The following is a 21,867-nucleotide window of genomic DNA, read 5'->3' as shown; positions in this document are numbered from 1 at the left end:
GGACTTACTCGTCCTCGTCGTGCAACTGGAAGCGGCTGGCCAGTTGCTGCTGCAACTGCGGCGGCACCGGCGCATAACGCAGGAAGTCGATGCTGTAGCTCCCCTGGCCGGCGGTCAGCGACTTCAATCGTGACTGATAGTCGTTGAGTTCCGCCAGCGGCACTTCGCCGGTGATCAGCGCCAGTCCGCGCGCCCGGCTTTCGGTACCGGTGACGTGACCGCGGCGGCCAGAAAGATCACCCGAAAGATCGCCGATATTGGCCTCCGGGACGACGATCTCGATACTGACGATGGGCTCCATGACGATAGGCCGGGCGTTGCGGATGGCCTCGATCACCGCCTTGCGGCCGGCGATGGTAAAGGCGACTTCCTTGCCGTCAACAGCGTGGGTCTTGCCATCGAATACGGTGACTTTGAGGTCCTCGACCGGGTAGCCGGCGACGACGCCACCGGCCAGCGCCTGACGCACGCCCTTCTCGACCGCCGGCATGAAGACGCCGGGAATCACCCCGCCCTTGACCGCGTCGACAAACTCGAAGCCCTCGCCGCGCCCTTTGGGCTCGATACGCAGATGCACTTCGCCAAATTGCCCGGCGCCGCCGGATTGCTTTTTATGACGGTGCATCGCCTCGCCCGGTGCGGTGATCGTCTCGCGGTAGGGAATGCTCGGCGGCCGGGTATCGACTTCCAGCTTGTACTGCCCGGCCATACGCGCCAGCTTGGCCTTGAGGTGAATCTCGCCGAGGCCACGGATCACCGTCTCGTTATTGGTCGGATGACGCTCGACGACGAAGGTCGGATCTTCCATCGCCAGCTTGCCGAGGATTTCGAACAGCCGCTGCTCGTCGCCCTTCTTCCGGGTCTCGACGGCCAGACCTGCCATCGGCCGGGGAAAGGCCAGCGGCGTCAGGTGGATGTGATCCTCGTCGTGCGAATCGTGCAACACGCAATCGAAAACAATGTCGTCGACCTTGGCCAGCGCACCGATGTCGCCGGGCTGCAGGCTATCGACCTCGACGCAGTCCTTGCCCTGCAAACGATAGAGATGGGCAACCCGGAAAGCCCGTTTGCCGTCACCGGCAAACAACTGCATATCCTTGCGCAGCGTGCCCTGATGCACGCGAAAAACGCCGATCTTGCCCATGTAGGGATCGGCAATGACCTTGAACACATGGGCCAGCACATGCTTTTCCGGGTCCGGCACGGCGGCGAAAGCTTCGACTTCACCGCCGGGTTCGCCGCGATAAAACAGCGGCGGATTACCCTCAGCCGGGTTCGGCGCCAGGCTGGCCAGTACGTGCAGCAACTCACCGATGCCGGCACCGGTTTTCGCCGAGGTGAACAGCACCGGAATCAGATGCCCCTCGCGCAGGGCCTTCTCGAACGGCGCGTGCAGTTCGGCACCGGCCGGGTCGGCGCCGTCTTCGAGATAACGCGCCAGCAGTTCTTCGTCTTCCTCGACGATCTGGTCAATCAACTCGCGGTGGGCGGCAGCGACCGAAGCAAAATCGGCATCGCCGGCATCGTGCTCGAGCACTTCAACGACATCGGCGCCACCATGCGCCGGCAGGTCGAGCAGCATGCACTCGCGGCCAAAACGTTCGCGGATATCGGCGAGCAGGGCCGGCAGATCGACGTTATCGGCGTCGATCTTGTTGATGACGATCATCCGGCACAACTTGCGCTCAGCGGCGAGCTGCATCATCCGCTCGCTCATGACCTCGATGCCGGCCTGGGCGTTGATCACCAGCACGACAGTATCGACCGCCGCCAGGGCGGCGATGGCCTGACCGGCGAAATCCGGGTAGCCCGGCGTATCGATGGCATGGATGCGGCAGCCTTCATGCTCGAACGAGAAGACCGCGCTGTTCAGGGAATGCCCGGCTTCCTTTTCCTGGGCATCGTGATCGCAGACGGTATTGCCCTTGTCGACGCTGCCGCGCGCCGGAATCGCACCGGCGGCATGCAACAGGGCTTCGGCCAGGCTGGTCTTGCCGGCCGAACCGTGCCCGACCAGGGCAATGCTGCGTAGGGAATCGGGTGTGTAGCTGGACATCGTCTTCTCCCTGAACAAATTGTCAAACGAAGGCTCAGTAGCGCATCTTGGCTGCCTCGGCCATCTCCGCCACCAGTCGTTCCGCAAAATACGGGCCGTAGCCAAGAATCAGGAGCGCCGCCAGCGCCAGCAGGACAAGCGCACCGATCAACTGGTAACGCGCCCGGCGGAATTCCTCACCCCGGGTCCACGCGAACCACAAGGGCCCGGCCACCGGCAGCAGGATCACCGGCACTGCAAAGCGCCAGCCGAAATTCAGCGCCGCCGGCAGGGTATTGATATAGCCGACCAGCAGCAACGCCGCACCGCAGGCCAGCAGCAGCGACGAGACCATGGCAAAGGTCATGAACCAGACATCCATTACTTCTTCTCCTTGACCGGGCGTTGCCAGCCACTCAGGGTGATCTGCTTGGCCCGCGATACGGTCAGCGCATCGGGCGGTGCATCCTTGGTCAACGTCGTTCCGGCGCCCAGCGTTGCCCCGCGACCCACCGTCACCGGCGCCACCAGCTGGGTGTCCGAACCGATGAAGACATCGTCTTCAATGATGGTCTTGAACTTGTTGGCGCCGTCGTAGTTGCAGGTGATCGTGCCGGCACCGACATTGACCCGCTGACCGATCTCGGCGTCGCCGATGTAGGCCAGGTGATTGGCCTTGGACTGGGCGCCGATGCGGCTCTTCTTCACCTCGACGAAATTGCCGATATGGACTTCCGGCCCCAGTTCGGTTCCCGGGCGCAGGCGAGCGTAAGGCCCGAGGATGCCGTCCGGACCAATCACCGCGTCTTCGAAGTGGCAGAAGGCGGCGATCCGCGTTCCGGCACCGACGCGAACGTTCTTGAGCACACAGTAGGGACCGACCTCAACCGCATCGCCCAACTCAACCGCCCCCTCGAAAACGCAACCGACATCGATCGCCACATCGCGACCGTGGGTCAGCGTGCCGCGCACATCGATGCGTGCCGGATCGGCCAGACGGACCCCGGCGACCAGCAGGCGGTCGGCGATGTTGCGCTGATGCTGGCGCTCCAGTTCGGCCAGCTGGACCTTGCTGTTGACCCCGAGCACCTCCCATTCCCCCGCCGGCTGCGCGGTACTGACCGGCAAGCCCTCGGCGACGGCCAGGGCAACGATGTCGGTCAGGTAGTACTCGCCCTGGGCGTTGTCGTTCTTCAAGGCACCCAGCCAGTCGCCCAGCCGCGCCGTCGGCATCGCCATGATGCCGGTATTGACCTCGGCAATGGCCTTCTGCGCGAGCGTCGCATCCTTTTCTTCGACGATGCTGCACACCCGGCCAGCCGCATCGCGGACGATGCGACCGTAGCCGGTCGGATTGGCCAGGTTGACCGTCAGGATAGCCAGGCCGTCACCGGCGGCATGCAGCAGATGCTTCAGGGTTTCCGGCGTGGTCAGTGGCACATCGCCATAGAGCACCAGGGTCTGTCCGGGACCGCCGAGTTGCGGCAGCGCCTGGGCCAGCGCGTGGCCGGTCCCCAGTTGCTGCGCCTGTTCGGCCCAGCCGATGTCCGGTGCCGCCACACTGGCCTGTACCACATCGCCGCCATGGCCACGTACGACGACCAGTTTTTCCGGAGACAACGTACGCGCCGTGTCGATGACGTGGGCGAGCAATGGCTTGCCGGCGACGGTATGCAGGACCTTGGGCAGGTTCGAGTGCATGCGCTTGCCCTGTCCGGCAGCGAGAATGACGATATTCATGAAGCCGTTCTGCTTGTTTGAAATGGTTTTCAGGCGCTCTTGCGGTCGCCCTGGGTGCCCAGCAGTTCATCCAGCACGGCCTTGCCGCGCTGCGAGACGAACCAGTGCAGCACGTTCTTGTCGTTGATCCGGGTCTCGATCACGCCGAGCGACTTCATCACGGTCAGACGCTGACTGACGAATTCGCGCGGCAAGCCGGTACGATCACAGACGCCGGCCAGATTGCCATAGACGAAACTTTCTTCAGCCAGTGCACGGAGGATTTCGACATCGTTGTACGACAGGACTTCGCGCGGATCGACTTCCTTGGCTTTCGGCACTTCCGGTTCGGGCTTCGCGGCCGGCACGAGCAGTGCCTCGTCGCGTTTCTGGCGCAACTGGCCGACATCGCGGCGCACCTGCTCCATCTGGCCGAGCAGACGATGCGCCAGATTCTCGAACAGGCGTCGTGAAGCGACCACATAAATCAGGCAGAAGCCGGCGAAGACGTAGAAATCGACCGGCTTGGTCCGTGCCCCTTCGAGCAGGGTGCTGGAAATCATGTTCAGGAAAAGTGGAACGGTGAGCGCCGCCACCATGCCGAACACCGGGTACTTGATCCAGTCTTTGCCGCCCGACTCCGCCTGACGCTCGGCCAGGAAATAATTCGCCGCGCCGCCCAGAATACCGGCCAGGATCATGATCCCCAGAATCAGCAGCATGTGACCGTCAAGGCCACCTGCCGGCATGGTGATCTGGAATGCCGTTTGTAAATTATTGTTCATGTTGCCCCCTTTGGAACGATTCCACATTTTCACATAAACAAAAACCCCGCGGGTCGAAACCGGCGGGGTTTTGCCATAGTGTCACGGAAAAAATCAGCGGGGCAGGGCGGACGTTCCCATCAGGAAGGCATCGACTTCGCGAGCGGCCTGACGACCTTCGCGAATCGCCCAGACCACCAGCGATTGACCGCGACGCACATCACCGGCAGCATAAACGCCGTCGACGTTGGTGCGATAGCAACCTTCGCCATCGGTCGTCGCCTTGGCGTTGCCACGGCCATCCTTGTCCACGCCGAAGGCGTCGAGCAGGCTGGCGACCGGATTGACGAAGCCCATGGCGAGGAATGCAGCGTCACACGGCAACTCGAATTCCGAACCGGCGATCTCGCTCATCTTGCCGTCCTTCCACTCGACACGCACGGCCTTGAGGGCCTTGACGTTGCCCTGGCCATCGTCGACGAAGGCCTTGGTGGCGACGGCGAACTCGCGCACGGTTTCACCTTCCTTGTGCGACGACGAGGTGCGCATCTTCAGCGGCCAGTACGGCCAGACCAGCGGCTTGTCTTCCTGCTCCGGCGGGGCCGGCATCAGTTCGAACTGGGTCACCGACGCGGCGCCGTGACGATAGCTGGTACCGACGCAGTCGGAGCCGGTATCGCCGCCGCCGATGACGACGACGTGCTTGCCCTTGACGTTGATCGGATTCTTGATGCCCTGCTGGACTTCCTTGTTCTGCGGAATCAGGAATTCGAGCGCGGCGTAAACACCCTTGTACTCGCGGCCCGGCACCGGCAGATCGCGCGGCACTTCGGAACCGGCAGCCAGGATCACCGCGTCGAAATCCTTCTTCAGTTGGGCGGCGGAAACCGTCTCGGTGGCATCGTTGTTGATGCCAGCCGGGATGGCCTTGTCACCGACGATGACCTTGGTCCGGAAGACCACGCCTTCAGCTTCCATCTGCGCGACGCGACGGTCGATCACCGACTTGTTCAACTTGAAGTCGGGGATGCCGAAGCCGAGCAGACCACCGATCCGGCTGGACTTCTCGAACACGGTCACGTCGTGGCCGACGCGTGCCAGTTGCTGGGCAGCGGCCATACCGGCCGGGCCGGAACCGACGATGGCGACCTTCTTGCCGGTCTTGGCCTTGGGCGGCTGCGGCACGACCCAGCCCATTTCCCAGCCCTTGTCGATGATGAAGTGCTCGATCGACTTGATGCCCACCGGCGCTGCGTTGATACCCAGCGTACAGGCAGCTTCGCAGGGGGCCGGACAGATGCGGCCGGTAAAGTCGGGGAAGTTGTTGGTCGAATGCAGCACGTCCAGCGCCTGCTTCCAGTTGCCGCGATAAACCAGATCATTCCAGTCCGGAATGATGTTGTTCACCGGGCAGCCGTTGTTGCAGAACGGAATGCCGCAATCCATGCAGCGCGCACCCTGGGTCTTGGCGTTATCGTCAGACAGGGTCTGGACGAACTCCTTGTAGTGGGTCAGGCGCTTTTCAACCGGTTCGTAGCCCTCTTCCAGGCGCTCGAACTCCATGAAACCCGTCGGCTTGCCCATTATGCGGCCTCCTTGCGTGCTGCGGCGGCCATCTCGGTGAGGGCGCGCTTGTATTCATGCGGATAGACTTTGACGAACTTCTCGCGGCTGGCTTCCCAGTCGGCGAGCAGGCGCTTGGCGGTGGCGCTGCCGGTGTACTCGGCGTGACGGGTGATCAGCTCCTTGAGCTGGACTTCGTCGGCCTGGTCGCGGTGCAGCGGTTCGCCGGCAACATGACGAGCTGCCGGAACCACCTTCTCCAGCGCCACCTGAGCCAGGTTGCAACGGTGCTTGAAGCTACCATCCTCGTCGAGCACGTAGGCAATGCCGCCCGACATGCCGGCAGCGAAGTTGCGCCCGGTCATGCCGAGTACGACGACGGTACCGCCGGTCATGTATTCGCAACCGTGATCGCCAACCCCTTCAACAACCGCCGTGCCGCCGGAATTGCGCACGCAGAAGCGTTCGCCACCGACACCAGCAAAGAAGGACTCACCTTCGGTCGCGCCGTACATGACGGTGTTGCCGACAATGATGTTGTGCTGCGTGTCGCCGCGGAAATCCGGGCTCGGCTTGATGATGATGCGACCGCCCGACAGGCCCTTACCAACGTAGTCGTTACCTTCGCCGGTCAGTTCCAGCGTCACGCCACGCGCCAGGAAGGCGCCGAAAGCCTGGCCGGCGGTGCCGGTCAGCTTGACGTGGATGGTGTCGTCCGGCAGGCCGGCGTTGCCGTAGCGCTTGGCGACCTCGCCCGAGAGCATGGTGCCGCAGGTACGGTTGACGTTGATGATGCTCGTCTCGATCTGGACCTTCTGGCCTTTTTCGAGCGCCTTCTTGGCTTGTTCGATCAGCTTGTGGTCGAGCGCCTTGTCGAGGCCGTGATCCTGGCCTTCGGCATGGCGGCGCGGCACGTCGGCCGGCACCTTGGGCTGATGGAAGACCTTGGTGAAATCCAGGCCCTTGGCCTTCCAGTGCTCGATCCCGGCGCGCATGTCGAGCAGGTCGACCCGGCCGACCAGGTCATCGAACTTGCGGATGCCGAGCATGGCCATGATCTCGCGCACTTCCTCGGCAACGAAGAAGAAGTAGTTCACGACGTGTTCCGGCTGGCCGGAGAAGCGCTTGCGCAGTTCCGGATCCTGGGTGGCGACGCCGACCGGGCAGGTGTTCAGATGGCACTTGCGCATCATGATGCAGCCTTCGACGACCAGCGGCGCGGTGGCGAAGCCGAATTCGTCGGCACCGAGCAGCGCGCCGATGGCGACGTCGCGGCCGGTCTTCATCTGACCGTCGACCTGCAGGCGGATACGCGAACGCAGGCGGTTCAGCACCAGCGTCTGCTGGGTTTCGGACAGACCGAGTTCCCACGGCGTACCGGCGTGCTTGATCGACGACACCGGCGAAGCACCCGTACCACCGTCGAAGCCGGCGATCACGATGTGGTCGGCCTTGGCCTTGGCGACACCGGCAGCAACCGTGCCGACACCGACTTCGGACACCAGCTTGACCGAGATCGAGGCCTGCGAATTGGCGTTCTTCAGGTCATGGATCAGCTGAGCCAGGTCTTCGATCGAGTAGATGTCGTGATGCGGCGGCGGCGAGATCAGGGTCACGCCCGGCACCGAGTGACGCAGCTTGCCGATGTACTCTGACACCTTGGTGCCCGGCAACTGACCACCTTCGCCGGGCTTGGCGCCCTGGGCCATCTTGATCTGGATCTGGTCGGCATTGACCAGGTATTCGGTAGTGACACCGAAACGGCCGGAAGCCACCTGCTTGATCGCAGAGCGCAGCGAATCGCCTTCCTTGAACACGTAATCGCGCTCGATGCGCGAGGCACCGACGATTTCCGACAGGGTCTGACCGGCCTTCAGCGGCAGGAAGCGCTTGGCATCCTCACCACCTTCACCGGTGTTCGACTTGCCGCCGATGCGGTTCATGGCAATCGCCAGCGTGGTGTGCGCTTCGGTCGAGATCGAGCCGAGCGACATGGCGCCGGTGGCGAAACGCTTGACGATTTCCTTGGCCGATTCGACTTCCTCGAGCGGAATGGCTTCGCCCTGCGGCTTGAACTCGAACAGGCCGCGCAGCGTCAGGTGACGCTTGGTCTGGTCGTTGATCAGCTTGGCGTATTCCTTGTACGTTTCGTACTTGCCGGAACGGGTCGAATGTTGCAGCTTGGCGATCGAATCCGGCGTCCACATGTGCTCTTCGCCACGAATGCGGAAGGCGTACTCGCCGCCGGCGTCGAGCATGTTGGCCAGCACCGGGTCGGCGGAGAAGGCTTCGTCGTGCAGGCGGATGGCTTCCTCGGCCACTTCGAACAGGCCGATACCCTCGATGTTCGACGGGGTGCCGGTGAAGTACTTGTCGACCAGGTCCTTCTTCAGGCCGATGGCCTCGAAGATCTGAGCGCCGGTGTAGGACATGTAGGTCGAGATGCCCATCTTGGACATGACCTTGCACAGGCCCTTGCCGACTGCCTTGATGAAGTTCTTGACGTACTTGTCGGCCTTCTCGGCATCGCCCTTGGCCATGCCGCTGATGGTTTCCAGCGCCAGGTAGGGGTGCACGGCTTCGGCACCGAAACCGCCGAGCAGGGCGAAGTGGTGCACTTCGCGTGCCGAACCGGTTTCGACGACCAGGCCGGTGCTGGTGCGCAGGCCCTGCTTGACCAAGTGCTGGTGGATGGCCGAGGTGGCCAGCAGCGCCGGGATGGCGACGTGTTCGGCATCGACCTTGCGGTCGGAGACGATCAGGATGTTGGCACCGGAACGGACGGCATCTTCAGCATCCGCTGCCAGCGAGGCGAGACGGGCTTCGATGCCTTCCTTGCCCCAGGCCACCGGGTAGCAGATGTCGAGTTCGAACGAGCGGAACTTGTTCGAGGTGTATTTTTCGATGTTGCGCAGCTTTTCGATGTCGGTGCAGGTCAGCACCGGCTGCGAGACCTCGAGGCGGATCGGCGGATTGACGTCGACGGTATTGAGCAGGTTCGGCTTCGGCCCGATGAAGGACACCAGCGACATGACCAGTTCCTCGCGGATCGGGTCGATCGGCGGGTTGGTCACCTGGGCGAACAACTGCTTGAAGTAGGCGTACAGCGTCTTGTTCTTCTTCGACAGCACCGGCAGCGCCGAGTCGGTACCCATCGAGCCGGTCGGCTCTTCGCCGTTGGTCGCCATCGGCTCAAGGATGACCTTGGTGTCTTCCTGGGTGTAGCCGAAGGCCTGCTGGCGATCGAGCAGCGACGCCGGCGGCGTGGCGCAGGTTTCGTCGGCGGCCGGCACTTCGTCGAGCTTGATGCGAATTTTCTCGATCCACTCGCGATACGGACGGGCGTTGGCCAGCGAATCCTTGAGTTCCTTGTCGTCGATGATGCGGCCCTGCTCCATGTCGATCAGGAACATCTTGCCCGGCTGCAGGCGCCACTTCTTGACGATCTTCTTCTCGGGAATCGGCAGCACGCCGGATTCCGAGGCCATGACCACGAAGTCGTCGTCGGTGACCAGGTAACGCGCCGGACGCAGGCCGTTACGGTCGAGCGTCGCGCCGATCTGGCGACCGTCGGTGAAGGCCACGGCAGCGGGACCGTCCCACGGCTCCATCATGGCGGCATGGTATTCGTAGAAGGCACGACGGCTCTCGTCCATCAGCGCGTGCTTTTCCCAGGCTTCCGGGATCATCAGCATGACCGCCTGGGCCAGCGAATAGCCGCCACCCATGACCAGCAGTTCGAGCGCGTTGTCGAATGCAGCCGAGTCGGACTGACCGGGGTAATGCAGCGGCCACACCTTCTTCAGGTCGTCGCCGAGGATGGGCGAGGAAATCGCCTGCTCACGCGCCTTGAACCAGTTGACGTTGCCGCGCACGGTGTTGATTTCGCCGTTGTGGGCGATGTAGCGGAACGGATGCGCCAGATCCCAGGTCGGGAAGGTATTGGTCGAGAAGCGCTGGTGCACCAGGGCCAGCGCCGAAACAGTGCGCTTGTCCTGGAGGTCGAGGTAATACTCACCGACTTGATCGGCCAGCAGCAACCCCTTGTAGTTGACGGTGCGCGCAGAGAACGACGGCACGTAGAATTCCTGGCCGTGCTTGAGGTGCAGCGACTTGATCGCGTTGGCGGCGCGACGGCGGATGATGTACAGCTTGCGCTCGAAGGCATCGGTGACGAAGACGTCCGGACCGCGACCGACGAAGACCTGGCGGATCACCGGCTCGGTGGCCTTGACCGTCGGCGACATCGGCATTTCGGCATTGACCGGCACGTCGCGCCAGCCCAGCAGACGCTGGCCTTCGGCAGCGATCGAACGCTCGATCTCTTCCATGCAGGCGTGGCGCGATGCGGCCTCCTGCGGCAGGAAGACCATACCGACACCGTACTCGCCGGCCGGCGGCAGATCCACGCCCTGAGCCGCCATTTCTTCGCGGTAGAACAGGTCCGGAATCTGGATCAACAGACCGGCGCCGTCACCCTGCAGGGGATCGGCACCGACAGCACCGCGATGATCGATATTTTTCAGGATCAGCAGACCCTGCTCGATGATCGCATGGCTCTTCTGGCCCTTGACATGGGCAACGAAGCCCACGCCACAGGCGTCGTGCTCGTTGGCGGGGTCGTAGAGACCCTGCCGCTCAGGTACAGCCGATTCCATCACACGCATTCCTTCAACTAAGCTGGCCGTGACCTTGGCCAATCATGAAAAAGCCGGACGACGCCATACCGTCCGAAGATGCACAAAAATACAGGCAACCGTCGATTGTAGCGGATCAAGGCCTTCTAATTCAAGCAACTGGCCCGCACCAATGCCGTGCCCGCACGGCCGGGCAAACACCAATCAGGTGCCGGCCTTCCGGATGGCCTCGGCAATCTGTTCGTCGCTCGCCACATCGGACAAAACCGCCCGTCCGATCTCCTGCAACAGAACCAGACGCAAGCGTCCGTCCTGCACCTTCTTGTCGTGCCGCATCAACTCGAGATAACGCGCCACCCCCAGGGGCGGCGCGACAACCGGCAAGCCAGCCCGGGAGAATAGTTCCCTGACCCGGCGCACATCCGCCGGCACCAGCCACCCGAGTATTTGCGACAATTCACATGCAACCATCGTGCCCGCAGCCACCGCCTCGCCGTGCAACCAGGTGCCGTAACCGAGCCCGGTCTCGATTGCGTGACCAAAGGTATGCCCCAGATTCAACAACGCCCGCTCGCCACTCTCGCGCTCATCGCGCGCCACCACTTCCGCCTTGTTGGCACAGGAACGCTCAACCGCATGAATCAGGGCCGCCTGATCGCGAGCCAGCACGCGCTCGATATTGGTCTCCAGCCAGACCAGGAATTCCGGATCGCGGATCAGACCGTACTTGATGACCTCGGCCAGACCCGCCTTCAATTCCCGGTCTGGGAGGGTATCGAGCGTTGCAATGTCAGCCAGCACGAGGCGAGGCTGATAGAAGGCGCCGATCATGTTTTTTCCGAGCGGATGATTGATTGCCGTTTTCCCACCGACCGATGAATCCACCTGCGACAACAAGGTCGTCGGCACCTGGATGAACGGCATGCCGCGTTGATAGCAGGCGGCAGCAAAGCCCCCCATGTCGCCGATTACGCCGCCACCCAGCGCAATCAACGGGGTACTTCTTTCGCAATGCGTACCCAGCAAGGCATCGAATATCAGATTCAGGGTTTCCCAGTTCTTGAACGACTCACCATCCGGCAGAATCACCGTCTGAACGACCACACCGCCCTGACGCAAAGTCTTGCTCAGGCGCTCAAGATAGAGCGGCGCCACGGTTTCATTGGTAACAACCACAGCCTTCTTTGCCTTGATCGCAGGCAGCAGCAGATCAGCACGATCAAGCAAGCCTGGGCCAATGTGGATCGGATAGCTGCGCTCAGCCAGCGACACCTCAAGCGTGCGCATCAGGTTTTCGAACATAGGCGACCAAACTCCCTCAATAAATGCTGCACCACCCCGGCGGCCACCAGTTGTCCGCCCTCGACCACCAGACTCGCCGTTTCACGGTACAACGGGTCCCTTTCCGCGTGCAGTGCCTCCAGGCGCGCCAGCGGATCCTCAACCTGCAACAAGGGCCGATTGCGGTCATTTCGCGTGCGTTGATACAGCATCAAGGGCGGCACGTTCAGGTACACCACCCAGCCACTTTCGCGCAGGCAACGGCGATTCTCCGCCGACAATACCGCCCCGCCCCCCGTCGCCATCACGATGTTCGACATCGTCGACAGTTCCGCGATGGTTTGCTGCTCCCGCTTGCGAAAACCATCCTCCCCCTCGATCTCGAAGATGGTGGGGATGGGCACACCGGTACGCGCCACGATTTCGTGGTCGGAATCGTAGAAATTTCTCTCCAGGCGCTTTGCCAACTGGCGCCCGATCGTCGTTTTGCCGGCCCCCATCAGGCCGACCAGATAGATGTTGGTTTGCGTGTTCACGCCGCGATTCTAGCCGACTCGGGCCAATGAACAAAAAAGGCCGGCAAAGCCGGCCTTTTCCCTCTACGCCTGCCAGAAATCAATCCAGACGAAGCTTCTCAGAAATGATGCGCGGCGTGATAAAAATCAGCAGTTCGCGACGATTCCCGAAATCGTTCTTGAACTTGAACAACCAGCCAAAGAAGGGAACATCACCGAGCAGCGGCACTTTTTCAACCTTGGACTGGTTATTGGTGATGAACACACCACCGACAACCACCGTACCGCCGTTGTCGACAACCACATTAGTCTCGACAATGGAGCTTTTAATCGGCGGATTACCCAGCACAGCACGCGTCCAGTCGGCCTCTTCCTTCTTGATTAACAGCGCCATCTTGACGGTCCCCTCAGGCGTAATCTGCGGCGTTGCCTCAAGCGAGAGCTTGGCCGGCTTGAAACTGACCGTCTGTGTAACCACCCCCCCGCTGTTGGAGGTGGTCACGTAGGGAATCTCGGTACCGTCTTCAATCTTGGCGCGCACGTTGTTAGCTGTAATCACACGCGGACTGGAGATCAGCTTGCCCAAGCCGTCAGCCTGAAGTGCAGCAATCTCCATGTTGAGAATTCTCGTTGCACCGGAATTGAACAAAGAGAAAGCCATTGTGCCACCAGTCGATTCGAATGACGGCAGATTGACCCCCCCCATTGGAGTCTGAGTTATCGTTGGCTCTGTCGAGGTGATCTTTGTGACACCATCGGTTGTCGTCGAGCTATAGGTTCCAGGCCTGACACTCCCGCCCACAAAATTAATTCCTGTATTTGTGATGCTGCTCGTCTTCGAATTGATCAAATTCAACTTCGCACCAATCGACTTGTTGAAGTCATCGCTGGCCTCAACGATACGCGCTTCAATGAGCACCTGACGTGCGCCGACATCAATCGTCCTGATGAATGTCCGAATTTCATCCAGCTTGGTGGCAATGTCGTTGACGAACAGGATATTCGATTGCGGATCCGCGACCGCATTACCCCGCTTGCTGAGGATACGCTGCGTTGAGGTCGCCCCACCCTGATCCGAGGAAGTATCTCCTGCCAACAATTTGGCCACATCGACAGCGCGCTGGTAATTCAATACAAACTGTTCCATCTGCAAGGGCTCGAGTTCACTGATTTGCTGGCGCGATTCGAACTCGAGCTTCTCGCGTGTGGCAATCTCATCACGCGGCGCAATCATGACGATGTTGCCGTTTTTGCGCATGTCCAGCCCTTTTTGCTGGAAGATGATATCGATAACCTGATCCGCCGGAACATCCTTGAGAACCAGGGTCGTCGTCCCGGTGACGGTCTCGCTGATCACTGCATTCAGACCCAACTCCTCGGCCATCAGACGCAGCAGAGCCCGAACGTCACCGTTCTGATAATTGATGCTGACGCGTGGTCCCTGATAACCGATCTTGCTTCCCTGAACCAGCTTGTTCGGATCTTCGACGATCTTCTTGACCTCGATCACGAACTGGTTATCGGTTTGATAGGCATTGTGTTCCCACAAACCCTTTGGCGAAATGGTCATGCGCACGTTCTCGCCGATGCTGCGCGTTTCGACACCGACAACAGGTGTCGCAAAATCGGTGACGTCGAGCTTGCGACGCAAGTGATCTGGCAAGCTCGTCTTCATGAAATCAACAATCAGGTTAGGTCCCTGTTTGCGAATATCAATTCCGGTGCCGGCATCACTCAGGTCGACCAGCACCCGCCCTTCACCATCGCGTCCGCGGCGGAACATGACATCACGAACGGCATGACGGGCGCCAACGACACTTTCCTCGGCAAACCGGACCGTTCGCTCGGCAACCGTATCACTGAGACGCTCAATCGGCGAAAGGGTCACATAAAGGGATTTGCCGTCGATACGCGTACGGTAATTCATGTTGCGCACAAGGTTGAGCACCAAGCGCGTACGGTCCGCCACCTGAACGACATTGACGCTGCGTAAATCGCCCTCATTCAGCACCTGCGTGGTTTTTCCCAAGGCGTTTGCCGTAGACGGAAAGTCGAAAGCAATACGTGCCGGATTGGCCACAGCAAACCCGGCCGGAGGCGTCGCCAGTGCTTCGCGCAGATCGATTTTCACCGCCGTCTCATTGCCTTGTTGGGCGACATTGACCGCCTCGATCGCATTTGCTGCCGGCTTTTCCGCCCGGACCGGAGAGGCCGCCACAAGGCAGGTCGCCGCAATCGCCACTGCGTAGTTGAACAATTTCATTTACCGCTCCCCTCCGTGGTCTGCAGGTACAGCGAACTCTGGCGTTCGCTCCACTCCCCGGCAGAATCCTGAATCAATTCCCGCAATTTCAGTTCGTTCTCGGCAATTTCGGTCACCATGCCGAAATCCAGCCCCAAATAGTCGCCGACCTTCACCTGCCTGACGCTATCCTCATACTTGATCACCGCGATCGGACGGTTGTTGATGATCATGTGACCGATCATCGTCAGCGATTCCAGAGGGTACTTTTCCAGTACGCTATTGCGCTGTTCCCTGGCCTCGAAATCCGGCTGATACTGCCCTCCCTTGCCAGCCCCCTGGCGGAATTTCGAATCTGGCTCGATCTTGCTGGCCGTAAATGGCGCCACCAGGTCATTCACTTCGTAAGGTACGGGCTCGTAGGGTGTCACTTCCGGGATCGGAGTCACCCGACCACGCAGGTCACGGGTATTTTCGTCCATCCACTGCCGCAAATCCTCGTGATCGCCGCCAGAGCAGGCTACAAGCATTACACATACTGATACCAGAAGCGGAAGTCTCACTTTCCACCTCCCTTTTCCGGACGTTTCTGCTGGGCAACTTCACTCTCATCAAGGTAGCGGAACGTCTTCACCGTCGCGTCCAGCGTCAAATCGCCACCCTTCAGCGGCATGACCGATATGCCGTTCAGCGTCACGATACGCGGCAACTTGGCAATGTCTGCAGCAAACGCGCCAATATCGTGATACGAACCATTGATTTTCACCGTCACCGGCAATTCGGCGTAGAAATCCTTGGCCACCTCGCTCCCCGGCCGGAATAGTTCAAATTGCAGCCCACGCCCGAGACCTGCCTGGTTGACTTCAATCAACAAAGCCTCGACTTCGGATTTGTTCGGCAGCTGTTTCAGCAAGGCACCGAAGGAGCGATCAATTTCTGCGAGTTGCTGGGTGTAAAGATCCAGATTGATTGCCTGTCGCTTTTTCAGCAGAAACTGATCCTTGAGCGCAAGCTCCTCGCTCTCCCGGCTTTCCAGAGTAGTCAGCTGATCGTTCCAGACGAACCACCAACCCGCCAACAACAATGCAAAAAACAAGCCGACCAGTATCGTGACCTTGGGAACCAAAGGCCAAGCACCCGGATCGTTGGGATTCAGATGGCGAAAATCATCCAGGACCGCCTGGAAATCAACCTGGCGCAGTTTTTCGGGCAAGGCAAGCGACTTGGATTTCATTGCTGTTTCTCCTCGACCGCCGCACGGCTCAAGGTGAAGTCCATGCCAAATTCGTTAACCCGGCGCCCATTGAGTACCACCGCTTTGGTTTCGATCAAACGCGGGTTCTCCATCCATGAGGAGCCTTCGATGTTGCGCATCAACGCGGAAACCCGGGCATTCGACTGGGCATAACCAGTGACATTGACATTGACCCCTTCCTGCTTCAGGGACTTCAGATAGACCCCCTCGGGCACCTGGCGCACCAATTCGCTGAGCAAATGCACGGTTTCCCCGCGATCACGCTGCAGATCCTCAATGACCTGCTTACGCGCCAGCAAGGCCTGGGTTTGTTCGCGAAGCCGCTTGATCTGCTCCAGCTGCTTGTCCAGCAGAGCGATTTCCTGCTTCAGGAAGTCATTCTTTCTGCCCTGCGCTTCGATTTGGGCATCGATCAAGGAATAGATGGCAAAAATCGCGACGATTGCCAGGACGCTGATCAGACCGGCAAGGACATAGAACTGTTCGCGCCTTGCCTTACGCGCCTCTTCCCGATGCGGTAACAGGTTGATGCGTATCATGCTGGATCAAACCTCCGCAACGCCAGGCCACACGCAACCATCAACGAAGACGAATCGGCGAGCAGACTGCGCGCCCTGACCCGATCCGACAGAAGCATGTTGGCAAAAGGATTGGCAATCAGCGTATTGAATTGCGTACGCGTGGCCACGACCTCGTCAATACCCGGAATGACGGCACAACCACCGGCCAGGACGACATGATCCACCTGATTGAACTGGGTCGAAGTGAAGAAGAACTGCAGCGCCCGCGACACTTCCAGCGCCAGGTTTTCCATGAAGGGATTCAACAATTCTGCTTCATAGCCTTCAGGCAGATTTCCCGAACGCTTTGCCGCTTCGGCATCTTCGAGGGACATGCCGTAATGGCGCGAAATATCCAGCGTCAGCTGACTTCCGCCGAAGGCCTGCTCGCGGGCATAGACCTGCACCCCGTTACGCATGACCGTCAGATTCATCAGGTTTGCGCCGGCATCGATCAGGGCCACGACCTGATTCCGCCCACCTTCCGGCAACTGCCGCTCGATCAACTCAAAAGCAGCCAAAGTTGCGTAAGACTCGACATCGACCACTACCGCCTTCAGGCCGGCCGCTTCCGCAACCGCCACCCGGTCCTCGACACGTTCCTTCTTGGAAGCCGCGATCAGGACCTCGACCTCGTCCGGCACAGCCGGCGCCGGACCAAGCACCTGATAGTCGAGATTGACGTCATCGATGGAAAAAGGAATGTATTGATTCGCCTCGGTCTCGACCTGCACCTCGAGGTCCTCTTCCCGCAAACCGGCCGGAACAATGATTTTCTTGGTGATGACCGCAGAGGCAGGCAGCGCCAGGGCCACATTGCGCGTCGAGGTTCCCAGACGTTTCCAGGCTCGCTTGACGACATCGACCACAGCCTCAAGATTGGCAATATTGCCATCCGATACCGCGTCTTTGGGCAACACCTCAATGGCGTAGCGCTCAACGCGATACCCTTCCTTTCCGTTGGCGGTCAGTTCAACCAGCTTGACAGCCGACGAACTGATATCGAGCCCGAGCAAAGGGCGCGCCTTCGGATTCAGCAAAGCGGAGATATCGAAGCCCACCACACCCCCAGAAAAGTCCTTACAGATTACGATCTTAGAAGAAGAACCAATAATTCACTTCAGATGCTAGCAACAAGCCCTCACAGTGTAAAGCACTTTTATACCCGGTGAATTGCCACAGCGTATAATGCCAACACCGTCGCCACACCGCCTGTGCCAATGCCTCCCCTGCTTCGACTGCTCACTTATCCTCTCCTTGCCATCACCGGACTCATCGCCATCGCAGTGGCAGTTGCCGCCATCATTATCGCGCTGGCCTACCCGAACCTGCCCTCTCTTGAGGTACTGACAGACTATCGGCCGAAAGTCCCCTTGCGGGTCTACACGGCAGACGGCCATCTGATCGGCGAGTTCGGTGAAGAACGTCGCGCCGTCGTGACCATCGGCGATGTGCCGGAGATAATGAAACAAGCCATTCTGGCTGCTGAAGACGATAGATTCTATCAGCACATCGGCATCGATTATACCGGCATCATTCGCGCAGCAAGCTCAAATCTGCTGAGCGGAGGAAAAAAGCAGGGAGCATCGACGATCACGCAACAGGTTGCCAGGAATTTTTTCCTGACCACCGAAAAGACCTACACCCGGAAACTCTATGAAGCCCTGCTGTCCTTGAAGATCGAGAGCAATCTCAGCAAGGACCAGATCCTCGAGTTGTACATCAACCAGATTTTCCTGGGCCAGCGTGCTTACGGATTCGGCGCAGCAGCGCAGATTTATTTCGGCAAACCACTCCAGAGCATCTCGATCGCCGAAGCGGCCATGCTGGCCGGTTTGCCCAAGGCGCCCTCGGCATACAACCCGATCGTCAATCCCAGACGCGCCAGAATCCGCCAGGAATATGTCCTGCGGCGGATGCTCGAACTCTCCTACATCACCGAGGCGCAACATGCGCTCGCCCTCAAGGAACCCCTGATCATCAAGCGCGAGCTCTCCGAATACGCCGTCAATGCCGAATTCGTCGCCGAAATGGCTCGCCAGATCGCTGCCGAGCGTTTTCCAGAAGATGTATACACCCGTGGCATGAAGGTCTACACGACATTGATTCGGGACGAACAGGAGGCCGCTTACCGTGCGCTGCGTGAAGGCGTGCTCGCCTACGACAGGCGCAACGGCTACCGCGGTGCCGAAGCCCATGTGGACATGACCAACATCACCTCCGAGCACGACGAAGGCATCGACGTCCTGCTGCAGGACATCAACGACGCCGGCGATCTCCGTCCAGCACTGGTTCTGAAAGCCGACGCCGGCAGCATCCGCGCCTACGTCAAAGGCGGCGAAACGATCACACTGAACGGTGAGTCGATCAAGTTTGCGGCACGCATGCTCGACGACAAGGCGCCCCCCAAAAAGCGCATCATGCGCGGCGCCATCGTCCGGGTAATCAAGGACGCCAAGGGGCACTGGCAGATCAGCCAGTTGCCGGAAGTCGAGTCCGCGTTTGTCGCGATCGAGCCGGGCGACGGGGCCATCCGCGCCCTGGTCGGCGGCTTCGACTTCAACCGCAACAAGTTCAACCACGTCACCCAGGCTTGGCGCCAACCCGGCTCCAGCTTCAAGCCCTTCATCTACTCTGCCGCACTGGAAAAAGGCTTTCACCCGGGCAGCATGATCGAGGACGAACCGATCATGATCTCGGCGGGAGAAACCGGCTCGCAGGCCTGGGCGCCGAAAAACTACGATGGCAAGTACGAAGGACCGATGACCATGCGCGCCGCCCTGGCCAAATCGAAGAACATGGTCTCGATACGCCTGCTGCAGGCGATCAGCCCTCAATACGCGCAGGATTACGTCACCCGTTTTGGCTTCGACGCTGACAAGCACCCGCCTTATCTCACCATGGCCCTCGGCGCCGGATCGGTTACCCCCTGGCAGATGGTTTCCGGCTATGCAGTATTCGCCAACGGCGGCTATCGCGTGACGCCTTACGTCGTGCGCGAAATCCGTGACGAGAAGGATCAGGTCGTTGCCATGGCCAGCCCACTGCAGGCTGGCGACGAATCGATTCGCGCCATCGACGCGCGCAATGCCTACCTGACCGACTCGATGATGCGCGATGTCACCATCTACGGCACCGCTGCCCGCGCGTCGACCCAACTGAAACGACGCGATCTCGCCGGCAAGACCGGCACCACCAACGAGTACGTCGATGCCTGGTTCTGCGGTTACCAGATGACCGTTGCCGGCTGCGCCTGGGTCGGCTTCGACCAGCCGAAAAAGCTCGGCAACCGTGAAACCGGCGGCGTCGCCGCGCTGCCGATCTGGATCGGCTACATGAACACCGCCCTACGCAAGGTTCCGGAGCAACTCCCCATGATGCCTGGCGGACTGAGTGCACTGACCAATGAGGCTGGCGCAGCCACGAGCCACGTCTACACCGAAAATCTGCCGGGAGAAAATGCGACCCAGCCGCAAAGCCCTGCGGGAGCCGCACCAGCCCCCGACGGCCGACCGGCCGAATTGCGTCAACTCATGGGCAACAACTGACTACCCAAGCACGACTGACTCGCCAGCCTGCTGGCTGGCGAGCACAGACAAGCGCGCCATCAACTCGACGCCATCACGGGTATCGCACCAGGTCTGCCCGTTCCAGCGAAAATGAAAACCACCACTGCGCGCGGCAACCCAGATTTCCCGGGCCACCGCATGTCGATTGACGATGATCTTGCTGCCGTCGGCAAACTCGATTTCCATCACACCACCGCTCGCCAACTCAAAATCGATATCTGCCGAACTGGCCTCCAGCGCCGCCTCGATCCTGCTCATGGCCTGCTCGGCCTGGACATTGAATTCGCTGTCATCCATGGTGTGCTAACATCCTCAACTTCGCCGCCCGCGACCCAAACATGTCCAGAATCGCTGCCGTACTGATCATCCTGAGCCTTGCCGCCTGCGGCATGAAGGGCCCGCTCGAATTACCGCCCAAGGGCGGCGCGGCAGATGGTAGCACGGCTCAACGCAGCCCCGCCCGATGACCCACTTTGCCCTCAAGAACGGCGTACTGCACGCCGAATCCGTCGCTCTGCCGACCATCGCCGAACAATTCGGCACGCCGGCCTACGTCTACTCCCGTGCCGCCCTGAGCGAATCGCTGAAGGAGTTTCACGACGTCCTCGGCGCCCATCCGGCCGGTGCCGGCGCGCTTGTCTGCTACGCCGTCAAGGCCAACTCCAACCTTGCCATCCTCAACCTGTTCGCCCGTCTCGGCGCCGGTTTCGACATCGTTTCCGGCGGCGAGTTGCAGCGTGTGCTGGCGGCCGGTGCCGACCCGCAGAAGGTCGTCTTCTCCGGCGTCGGCAAGACGGCGGCGGAAATGAAGCTGGCGCTCGAAGCCGGCATCTTCTGCTTCAACATCGAATCGATCCCGGAAATCGAGCGCCTCAACGAAGTTGCCGGCCAGCTCGGCAAGCAGGCGCCGGTCAGCCTGCGCGTCAATCCGAACGTCGACCCGAAGACCCACCCCTACATCTCGACCGGCCTCAAGGAAGCCAAGTTCGGCGTCGCCTACGACGACGCGCTGGCGCTCTACCGCCGCGCCGCCGCGCTACCGAACATCGCGGTGGCCGGCATCGACTGCCACATCGGCTCGCAACTCCTCGATCCATCGCCATTCGCCGAAGCGCTCGATCGCATCCTGGCGCTGATCGACCAGCTCGCGGCCGAAGGCATTCAGGTCCATCACATCGACCTCGGCGGCGGCCTCGGCATCAAGTACCGCGCCGACCAGGTGCAGCCTACCGTCGCTTCCTACTTGAATCCTCTGCTCGACAAGCTGCAGAACCGCGGCCTCAAGGTCGTGCTCGAACCGGGCCGCCGCCTGGTCGGCAACGCCGGCCTGCTGCTCACCCGCGTCGAATTCCTCAAGGAAGGCGAGGCCAAGAACTTCGCCATCATCGATGCGGCAATGAACGACCTTATGCGCCCGGCACTGTACGAAGCCTGGCACGACATCGACCCGGTGGTGCCGCGCGCCGGTGCCACGCGCGACTACGACGTCGTCGGCCCGGTCTGCGAAACCGGCGATTTCCTCGGCCAGGCACGGCCGCTGAATATCGAGCCGGGCGACCTGCTCGCCGTGATGTCGGCCGGCGCCTACGGCATGGCCATGGCCTCGAACTACAACACCCGGCCGCGCGCCGTTGAAGTCATGGTCGATGGCGAGCAGGTACACGTCATCCGCCGGCGCGAGACCGTCGAACAGCTCTACGCCGGCGAATCCGTCCTGCCGTAGTGGC

The 21,867-nt window shown here is 60.7% G+C and carries 17 protein-coding genes; 3 read left to right on the top strand and 14 right to left on the bottom strand.

The features are described 5' to 3' along the window. Window positions 1–4: 4 nt before the first annotated feature. The 13 genes from fusA to G471_RS0103525 form a co-directional block, all read right to left on the bottom strand. Window positions 5–2,056: an elongation factor G gene (gene fusA / locus G471_RS0103585; protein WP_028994123.1), complete on the bottom strand. Its 2,052-nt coding sequence runs from the start codon at window positions 2,054–2,056 to the stop codon at window positions 5–7. Between the two features lie 34 nt (window positions 2,057–2,090). Then, window positions 2,091–2,417, bottom strand: coding sequence for a hypothetical protein (locus G471_RS0103580; RefSeq protein ID WP_028994122.1), 327 nt, complete (start codon window positions 2,415–2,417; stop codon window positions 2,091–2,093). Beyond that, a complete protein-coding gene (gene glmU / locus G471_RS0103575) occupies window positions 2,417–3,775 on the bottom strand; it encodes a bifunctional UDP-N-acetylglucosamine diphosphorylase/glucosamine-1-phosphate N-acetyltransferase GlmU (RefSeq protein WP_028994121.1) in 1,359 nt (452 codons plus the stop codon). Before glmU ends, G471_RS0103580 begins: the two co-directional genes overlap by 1 nt. Window positions 3,776–3,804: 29 nt before the next feature. After that, complete coding sequence (locus tag G471_RS0103570) at window positions 3,805–4,539, bottom strand: YEATS-associated helix-containing protein (RefSeq protein WP_028994120.1); 735 nt, start codon at window positions 4,537–4,539, stop codon at window positions 3,805–3,807. 93 nt (window positions 4,540–4,632) lie between these two features. Continuing rightward, window positions 4,633–6,102 carry a glutamate synthase subunit beta gene (locus G471_RS0103565; protein WP_028994119.1) on the bottom strand — a complete coding sequence of 490 codons (1,470 nt, stop codon included), beginning with the start codon at window positions 6,100–6,102 and terminating at the stop codon, window positions 4,633–4,635. Beyond that, window positions 6,102–10,739, bottom strand: a complete 4,638-nt coding sequence (gltB, locus tag G471_RS0103560) for a glutamate synthase large subunit (protein WP_028994118.1) — start codon at window positions 10,737–10,739, stop codon at window positions 6,102–6,104. Before gltB ends, G471_RS0103565 begins: the two co-directional genes overlap by 1 nt. A 183-nt stretch (window positions 10,740–10,922) precedes the next feature. Beyond that, entirely contained in the window at window positions 10,923–12,005 is a 1,083-nt protein-coding gene (gene aroB, locus G471_RS0103555) for a 3-dehydroquinate synthase (RefSeq protein WP_028994117.1), read from the bottom strand. Further along, window positions 12,005–12,535, bottom strand: a complete 531-nt coding sequence (locus G471_RS0103550) for a shikimate kinase (protein WP_028994116.1) — start codon at window positions 12,533–12,535, stop codon at window positions 12,005–12,007. The genes aroB and G471_RS0103550 overlap by 1 nt, the downstream gene beginning before the upstream one ends. Before the next feature lie 79 nt (window positions 12,536–12,614). Beyond that, window positions 12,615–14,777 carry a type IV pilus secretin PilQ gene (locus tag G471_RS0103545; RefSeq protein WP_028994115.1) on the bottom strand — a complete coding sequence of 721 codons (2,163 nt, stop codon included), beginning with the start codon at window positions 14,775–14,777 and terminating at the stop codon, window positions 12,615–12,617. After that, complete coding sequence (locus G471_RS0103540; protein ID WP_081700081.1) at window positions 14,774–15,286, bottom strand: pilus assembly protein PilP; 513 nt, start codon at window positions 15,284–15,286, stop codon at window positions 14,774–14,776. The genes G471_RS0103545 and G471_RS0103540 overlap by 4 nt, the downstream gene beginning before the upstream one ends. A 29-nt stretch (window positions 15,287–15,315) precedes the next feature. Beyond that, window positions 15,316–15,990, bottom strand: a complete 675-nt coding sequence (locus G471_RS0103535) for a type IV pilus inner membrane component PilO (RefSeq protein ID WP_043420661.1) — start codon at window positions 15,988–15,990, stop codon at window positions 15,316–15,318. Then, entirely contained in the window at window positions 15,987–16,550 is a 564-nt protein-coding gene (locus tag G471_RS0103530) for a PilN domain-containing protein (protein WP_028994112.1), read from the bottom strand. Before G471_RS0103530 ends, G471_RS0103535 begins: the two co-directional genes overlap by 4 nt. Further along, a complete protein-coding gene (locus G471_RS0103525) occupies window positions 16,547–17,632 on the bottom strand; it encodes a pilus assembly protein PilM (RefSeq protein WP_081700080.1) in 1,086 nt (361 codons plus the stop codon). The genes G471_RS0103530 and G471_RS0103525 overlap by 4 nt, the downstream gene beginning before the upstream one ends. A 159-nt stretch (window positions 17,633–17,791) precedes the next feature. Here G471_RS0103525 and G471_RS0103520 point away from each other — a divergent pair, with 159 nt between their 5' ends. Beyond that, window positions 17,792–20,119, top strand: a complete 2,328-nt coding sequence (locus G471_RS0103520) for a penicillin-binding protein 1A (RefSeq protein ID WP_028994110.1) — start codon at window positions 17,792–17,794, stop codon at window positions 20,117–20,119. Here G471_RS0103520 and cyaY read toward each other — a convergent pair whose 3' ends face one another. Continuing rightward, a complete protein-coding gene (cyaY, locus tag G471_RS0103515) occupies window positions 20,120–20,437 on the bottom strand; it encodes an iron donor protein CyaY (protein WP_028994109.1) in 318 nt (105 codons plus the stop codon). It lies immediately after the preceding gene. A 41-nt stretch (window positions 20,438–20,478) separates the two neighbouring features. On the opposite strand from cyaY, the gene lptM reads away from it, so the two are divergent. Together lptM and lysA are read left to right on the top strand one after the other, a co-directional pair. Beyond that, window positions 20,479–20,607, top strand: a complete 129-nt coding sequence (lptM, locus tag G471_RS18600) for an LPS translocon maturation chaperone LptM (RefSeq protein ID WP_081700079.1) — start codon at window positions 20,479–20,481, stop codon at window positions 20,605–20,607. Beyond that, window positions 20,604–21,863: a diaminopimelate decarboxylase gene (gene lysA / locus G471_RS0103505; protein ID WP_028994108.1), complete on the top strand. Its 1,260-nt coding sequence runs from the start codon at window positions 20,604–20,606 to the stop codon at window positions 21,861–21,863. Before lptM ends, lysA begins: the two co-directional genes overlap by 4 nt. The last annotated feature ends 4 nt before the right edge of the window (window positions 21,864–21,867 follow it).

The organism is Azonexus hydrophilus DSM 23864, from assembly GCF_000429605.1.
In the GTDB taxonomy this organism is placed as follows: domain Bacteria; phylum Pseudomonadota; class Gammaproteobacteria; order Burkholderiales; family Rhodocyclaceae; genus Azonexus; species Azonexus hydrophilus.
The sequence above is the reverse complement of the archived record's forward strand: the minus strand, read 5'-3'. Positions and strand labels throughout refer to the sequence as shown.

Excerpts from the sequence above, each read along its gene's own strand:
- G471_RS0103540 (WP_081700081.1), bottom strand. The coding sequence starts at position 15,286 with ATGCTTGTAGCCTGCTCTGGCGGCGATCACGAGGATTTGCGGCAGTGG.
- gltB (WP_028994118.1), bottom strand. The coding sequence starts at position 10,739 with ATGGAATCGGCTGTACCTGAGCGGCAGGGTCTCTACGACCCCGCCAAC.
- G471_RS0103530 (WP_028994112.1), bottom strand. The coding sequence starts at position 16,550 with ATGATACGCATCAACCTGTTACCGCATCGGGAAGAGGCGCGTAAGGCA.
- lptM (WP_081700079.1), top strand. The coding sequence starts at position 20,479 with ATGTCCAGAATCGCTGCCGTACTGATCATCCTGAGCCTTGCCGCCTGC.
- fusA (WP_028994123.1), bottom strand. The coding sequence starts at position 2,056 with ATGTCCAGCTACACACCCGATTCCCTACGCAGCATTGCCCTGGTCGGG.
- G471_RS0103565 (WP_028994119.1), bottom strand. The coding sequence starts at position 6,102 with ATGGGCAAGCCGACGGGTTTCATGGAGTTCGAGCGCCTGGAAGAGGGC.
- G471_RS0103570 (WP_028994120.1), bottom strand. The coding sequence starts at position 4,539 with ATGAACAATAATTTACAAACGGCATTCCAGATCACCATGCCGGCAGGT.
- lysA (WP_028994108.1), top strand. The coding sequence starts at position 20,604 with ATGACCCACTTTGCCCTCAAGAACGGCGTACTGCACGCCGAATCCGTC.
- cyaY (WP_028994109.1), bottom strand. The coding sequence starts at position 20,437 with ATGGATGACAGCGAATTCAATGTCCAGGCCGAGCAGGCCATGAGCAGG.
- G471_RS0103580 (WP_028994122.1), bottom strand. The coding sequence starts at position 2,417 with ATGGATGTCTGGTTCATGACCTTTGCCATGGTCTCGTCGCTGCTGCTG.
- G471_RS0103520 (WP_028994110.1), top strand. The coding sequence starts at position 17,792 with ATGCCTCCCCTGCTTCGACTGCTCACTTATCCTCTCCTTGCCATCACC.
- G471_RS0103535 (WP_043420661.1), bottom strand. The coding sequence starts at position 15,990 with ATGAAATCCAAGTCGCTTGCCTTGCCCGAAAAACTGCGCCAGGTTGAT.
- aroB (WP_028994117.1), bottom strand. The coding sequence starts at position 12,005 with ATGCGCACGCTTGAGGTGTCGCTGGCTGAGCGCAGCTATCCGATCCAC.
- glmU (WP_028994121.1), bottom strand. The coding sequence starts at position 3,775 with ATGAATATCGTCATTCTCGCTGCCGGACAGGGCAAGCGCATGCACTCG.
- G471_RS0103545 (WP_028994115.1), bottom strand. The coding sequence starts at position 14,777 with ATGAAATTGTTCAACTACGCAGTGGCGATTGCGGCGACCTGCCTTGTG.